A 5684-nucleotide genomic window follows, 5' to 3' on the forward strand; every position below is an offset into this window, starting at 1 on the left:
GCTCGATCATCGGAAACATTCGCCCATTCGACAGATTCCCATTATGGGCGATCGCAAGCACGCTGCCGCCGGTTTTGTCCTCATAGCCGGCCATCCACTTCCACAGATCGCGTGGATTGTCGCTTCCAGGCGGCAGAGTAGTGTACGGAACGACCTGACTCGCCCTGTCGCCATTGTCGCGGAAAATGATGTTGCGGTGCAGATTGTTGCCCCCTGTATTCGAGGTCCACTCGTAGCCGATGAAGGCCGTGAACCGGCCGGGCTCATTGGCCTCCTCGGCCGCCTTGATCGTTTCCTGCCAGGCCCCGCGATAGGCCGCTGAATCAGGCGAGTAGAGGATTGGTCCTTTGAATTTGCCAGCACCGAATGCGGTAATGATATCGACGGCCGCCGCCGCGCCCTGGCCAGACTGCATCATGTCGTACCATTTGCGGCCCAGCGGATCAGCCAGAATCTCGGGCTTTCCGGCCAACAGATCAGGGAAGAAACCCATATTGTCGGAATGGTCGGCGACGACGAGGAAGTCGAGTGGCCGGGACAGCTTCGCAAGTTGGCCGGATGAAGCCATGATCTCCTTGCCCTTGGCGAAGCGATAGGCGTCGGCAGGGCCCAGCCGAGCGCCAAACGCGCCGGCATCCATGGAAAAGGATGTATGCAGATGCGTGTCGCCGAAGAAGGGACGCGAAGGGAAGTTGCGGCCGGCCCAAGGCGAGTATGGCCGCTTGACGGGATAAAGCTTCGCGGCCGTGTCGGCGTCGAACGTTCCGACGTCAGTCGCGACGCTGTCCTGTGCCCAGGCCGGGTAAGAGAGGCAGACCGCCAATAGTCCCGCAAATGCGGCTCCACAAAGAAGACCTACTCTGGCTTCGGCCGTTTTCATCGACTCTCTCCTTTAGGTTCAAAATTGTATGAACATCGCGTCCAGTCGCTGGACGCTCCAGAATGCCGCGACCATCCCGATCGCGTAAGCCGAGCCGATGATGGCCCGTCGCGGAATCATGACGATACGCCTCACAGAATGGACCGCAGTCAGTATCACCGCGATGAAGGCGAGTTGTCCGAGCTCCACGCCGACGTTGAAGGCAAGCAGCGCCAAGGGAATATCGTTTTGCGGTAGACCAAGCTCAACCAATGCGCCCGCAAAGCCAAATCCGTGCAGAAGACCAAACGCGAAGGCCACTATCCACGGACTGGTGATGGCCAAGCTGAGCTGCCCGCGTTCCATGCGCACGACCTCAGCAGCGATCAGGACAATACTCAGGGCGATCATTGCTTCGACGGGTGGTGATGGCAGGGTTACCCATCCGAGTGTAGCGCAGGTCAGGGTGATCGAATGTGCGGCTGTGAAGGCGGTGACCGCTTTCACCAGCTTGCGCCAGTCGCGCACGATCAGCATCAGCGCCGCAACGAAGAGCAGATGGTCGAAGCCGAAGGCGATGTGCTCGATGCCATGGCGCACATAAACGGCGAAAACCGTCCAACTGCTTTGCGCGGCAGGGATGACGGCGGAGGGTTCGCTGGGCGTCAGCCGCGCTGTCCATGTATTGCCATTGGTAAGCACGACATGCACCACCGCATCGGTCATGCTGTTTTGTAGCCCGTCGATTACGACGTTCTGGCCAGAAAGCGGCTGGGCGGTACGCATGTGCCATGTTTGGACCATCGCGTCGCCGGTTCGGCGCGAAACGATGGGTGTCAAATGCTCGACCTTGCCGGAAAACAGGGCCGATAGCGCCAGTCGCGCATCGCCTTGCATCGGTGTCTTGAAAAGCACACTGAATTCGCCCGGCGTCTTCTCCTCAACGCTCAAGTAGGCGGGCCGCACTTCGTGGGCGTAAGCCGAAGCAACGGTCAAAAGTACGATAAGCAAGGCAGACAAACACCGCCAAATCTGGATTGATGGACCTTTGACCAGCCGCTTCATTTCGCGGCCACGCTGGGCACGCTTTGCGGTTCCAGCAAAGCTTTCGTACTCTCATCGTACTGCACACCGTATTTCTTGCGCAAATCCGCGAGGTAGGCACGGCTCAGGTCTTCCTGCTTGCTGGTCCGCCACTGCGCGATAACGGCGTCCCTGACAGTGTCGAAGGGTCTGGGCTCGGTAGGTGTGCGTTCCATGACCATGACGAGGTGCAGGCCGTATCCTGATTTGATCGGCCCTTTCCAGCTTCCCGGCTCCAGCGCGAACACCTCATTGGCAAAATCCGCCCCGAACATTCCGGAAAGGGCGGAATTCTCCAACCGATGAAAGTCGTCTCCGAGCAACAATCTGTCCCCCGCAGCAGAGTCACCGTCTCCCTTGGATCGTATCTCGGCGAGTAAGGCAGCGGCATCAGCAACGGGGTCTTTGTGCTGTTCGGGATTGAAATAGACTTGCTTGAAGGAGACCGTGCCTGGCGTGACGAAGCTTACCAATTGGCTGGCGTAATACTGCCGCAGCTCATAGTCCGTGGGTTCAGTCAATTGGGCGGTGTCTTCGATCACGAACTTGAGCTTCTGCGCCAGGCGACGGCGGATGATCGTGTCGTTCTCGCCGAGGCCAATCGCCTCCGCCTCCCGCGCCAGCAGTTGTTCACCGACGAGATCGTTCACCAGACCGTTCAATTCCTCGGCCGTCGGATCGCGCAGCCACTGGCTCGACCACGTCTGTTTCAGCCACCGCACATCGCCTTCGCCGATGTGTATGGGTTCTTTATCAGATTTGGGTGGACCGCCGTTCAGCCCATGGTATGCGCCAAACACCACGGCGCCGATAAGGGCGAAATGCACCAGCGGCTCCTTCCAGAGTGCGCGATGAATGTCGGAACCTCTTTGAGCCATCTCGATAATCCCCTCCTTGGGCCATCAGAATCCGGTCGTGCCACAGTCCTGGTGGATGCCTTTTGTAGTACTCTTTCGCTACTACGACCGCCGACGGCTTCCACAAGCCTTCAGTTGCACCTCGTCGTTGGTGAAGGTCCGGCATCGCAGCCCTTCGCGGCAGGCTTTTTGGCTCCACTCTTTGCACCTCCCATGCACCGACCTGGTCTGCGTAGTTGATTTCGGGATGTCGATCCGGACTGGGTCGTTTTGACCAGCAACCAGATAATAGCGCTCGAGCGTGCGCCGCAATCGTCCGGCCTCGATCCAAACAACGGGATCATCCTGATTAAAGCCCTCGTCGCGGTTGAATACCTCGACCGCAATGGAATAGCCCTTTATGCGCTCGGCACGCCCCGCGACGGCCTCCCCGACAACATAGCGCAGGAAAGCGTGCCCGGCGTTCGGAAATTCCGGGCTGCCAATTATTCGCTCCAGTTGGGCTCGGATATCCTCGTTAGCGGGCGGCGGTCGCGAGGCGCTGGCAAGCTGATCGACCCGAGCATCTAATGGGCCCTGCATCCCTCGTTTCCCCCATGGACAGAAGCGTCCGGCATTTTCTAGGGTATGCTACTGTATGGTGCGCTTGATGGCCATGTTGAATGCAGCACCTTCCTGGTTGTCTTCCATGGGGCTGACGTTCACGATCTCGACTTCCAAGACGTGTCCACGCTCAAAATAAATTCCGTTGCGGCCGACATATTGAACTAGGTCCGTGAAATTCATATAAAGCTCCCTCGCTAGGACTATCCGCTAAAACGTATATTGCGGCGCATTATCCGCTATACCGGACTTCTGTTGACGACTAAAGTTGTGTACGGTATAACAGACTTTCCAACAAAATCTACGGTATAACGGATATGAGCGAAACCAGAACGTTACTTGGCCGCCAATTGTCGCAAGCCCGTGTTAAGCGAGGCTGGATCGCCGAAGATGTGGCGAAAAGGACGGCAAGGCAGAAATCCAGAATCTACGAAATGGAAAGCGGCAGGGTCAACAGCACGGTCGACTCCCTGAGCGAGGTCGGAGCCGCCTTGGGTCTGTCCCTGGTTTTTGTCCCGACCGCAAAACTGGATGCCGCGCTTGCGTTGATCGACGACGGCAAGTCACGCGATCCGGTGCCGCCTGAATGGAGGAGCGCGCACGACGATCTGTTCATCGACGACCGGGAAATCGACGACGAAGACGGCGGCGGTGCAGATGCGGATCGTTGAACGGGCTGCGGTCATCGGCATCTACCTTGTGCCTGCGCCCGACCGGGAACTTAGGGTCGGCACGTTGATCCGGGACAAGGCCGGCACCGTCACCTTCGTCGTGGACGACGGCTACATCGCCATGGGGCCGCGGCGGCCCCTGGTCAGTCTGGCGTGGCAGGGGCGCAGCGAAGAGGAAACAGTCGCTCGGCTGACAAATCGCGGTGACAAGATCATGCACGGTGGCCTCCTGCCGCCCTTCTTCGAAAACTTGTTGCCCGAAGGTGCCTTGCGCGAGCTTGTCGCGAAGGAGTTTGGAGCGGGCGCGTTCGACAACTTCGACGTCCTGGCGCGCCTCGGGCAAGACTTGCCTGGGGCCGTCGTCGCGCGTTGGGAGGCGGGCACTCTCGCCCCCACGACGACAGGAGCCATACGCGAAGACGTGGAAGCCATCTTCGCCAAGCGCATCCACTTTTCGCTGGCCGGTGTGCAGCTGAAGTTCTCAATGACCATGAAACAAGGATCGCTGACCCTCCTCCCGGCAAAGGACAGCGAAGGCGAAATCATCCTGAAGACACCGGCTCGTCACTATGACCGCGTGCCGGAGGCTGAATATACAGCGCTGAAGCTTGCAGAGGCGGTGGGCGTTCGTGTCGTTGATGCCTGGTTGGTCGGAGCAGATCAGATCGACGGCGTCCCTAAGGAATTCCTGCCATCAGGCGCAATGTCACTCGCCGTCCGCAGGTTCGACCGCCATGCTAACAATCGGCGCACGCAGATCGAAGACTTCGCACAAATACTTGGCGCGGTCGGCAATCAGAAATACACAAAGGGCAACGAGGCCACAGTGATGAACATCGTGCACCGTTTTTCCGCGGACCCGCGGGGTGAGTTGCTCGAGGCCGTCAGGCGCATCGTGGTGAACATCCTTCTCGGAAATGGTGACGCTCATCTCAAGAACTGGTCGTTTCTCTATCCCGATGCCGGCGACATCGCACTCAGCCCCGCATACGACCTGGTGCCGACGTTCCTCTACGGCGACGACGAAATGGCGCTTCCCTTGGGAAACAACAAGAATCCATATACTGTGGGCTTGCGCCGATTTGAGCGCGCAGCCGGGCTTCTGAAAGTGGAGCCGAAGGTTCTGGTGAAGGAAGTAAAGTCCACTGTTGAAAATGCGATGGATACCTGGCCCGGACTCTTGGAGGATTTGCCGCTGACAGACGAAGCAAATCGGGCGATAATCGATCGTCTCTACAAATTGCAGCTGGCGGGGGAAATCCGCGACAAAACTTGAGCGGAATCGCCATGCTTTGAAGCTCCTGACAATTGTCTACCTATGGTGGACATTTTGCTTCGTGACAAGCAGATTGTCTGGCTTGTCGGCAATCGCAACGGTGGCATCATCCATCCTGACATGAATGGGCCGACAGTCGTGATACTGTGAGAGCGCGCCGCCTCGTGTTGACGGCACCAATTTGGCAGCCCGCGATGAAGTGAAGAGAAGAGCAGGGGAGAGTTCGCCATGTCCAGGATCAACCGCCGCGCCTTGCTTCTTAACTCCGGCAGCGCCGTGATCGCCTCGACGGTTGGAGCAGCGGCTCTCGCCACAGAGCCGCTAGGCCGGGACCG

General features: G+C 58.6%; 6 protein-coding genes and 1 pseudogene. 2 read left to right on the forward strand and 5 right to left on the reverse strand.

Annotated features, from left to right (window positions below; translation table 11 throughout):
• From AAAC48_RS10390 to AAAC48_RS10410, 5 genes and pseudogenes are all read right to left on the reverse strand, one after another.
• On the reverse strand, positions 1-880 hold an 880-nt coding region (locus tag AAAC48_RS10390; protein WP_340654110.1), incomplete at its 3' end, for a DUF3604 domain-containing protein.
• Between the two features lie 18 nt (positions 881-898).
• A complete protein-coding gene (locus tag AAAC48_RS10395) occupies positions 899-1870 on the reverse strand; it encodes a HupE/UreJ family protein (RefSeq protein ID WP_340654111.1) in 972 nt (323 codons plus the stop codon).
• Between the two features lie 50 nt (positions 1871-1920).
• Positions 1921-2820: a peptidylprolyl isomerase gene (locus AAAC48_RS10400; RefSeq protein WP_340654112.1), complete on the reverse strand. Its 900-nt coding sequence runs from the start codon at positions 2818-2820 to the stop codon at positions 1921-1923.
• A gap of 219 nt (positions 2821-3039) precedes the next feature.
• A pseudogene (locus tag AAAC48_RS10405) lies at positions 3040-3381 on the reverse strand (adenylate cyclase); the annotation flags it as partial.
• Between the two features lie 48 nt (positions 3382-3429).
• A complete protein-coding gene (locus tag AAAC48_RS10410) occupies positions 3430-3585 on the reverse strand; it encodes a hypothetical protein (RefSeq protein ID WP_340654113.1) in 156 nt (51 codons plus the stop codon).
• A 134-nt stretch (positions 3586-3719) separates the two neighbouring features.
• On the opposite strand from AAAC48_RS10410, the gene AAAC48_RS10415 reads away from it, so the two are divergent.
• A complete protein-coding gene (locus AAAC48_RS10415; RefSeq protein ID WP_340654114.1) occupies positions 3720-4073 on the forward strand; it encodes a helix-turn-helix transcriptional regulator in 354 nt (117 codons plus the stop codon).
• Complete coding sequence (locus AAAC48_RS10420) at positions 4060-5349, forward strand: HipA domain-containing protein (protein WP_340654115.1); 1290 nt, start codon at positions 4060-4062, stop codon at positions 5347-5349. The genes AAAC48_RS10415 and AAAC48_RS10420 overlap by 14 nt, the downstream gene beginning before the upstream one ends.
• The last annotated feature ends 335 nt before the right edge of the window (positions 5350-5684 follow it).

It is taken from the genome of Phyllobacterium sp. (assembly GCF_037994405.1).
GTDB lineage: Bacteria > Pseudomonadota > Alphaproteobacteria > Rhizobiales > Rhizobiaceae > Phyllobacterium.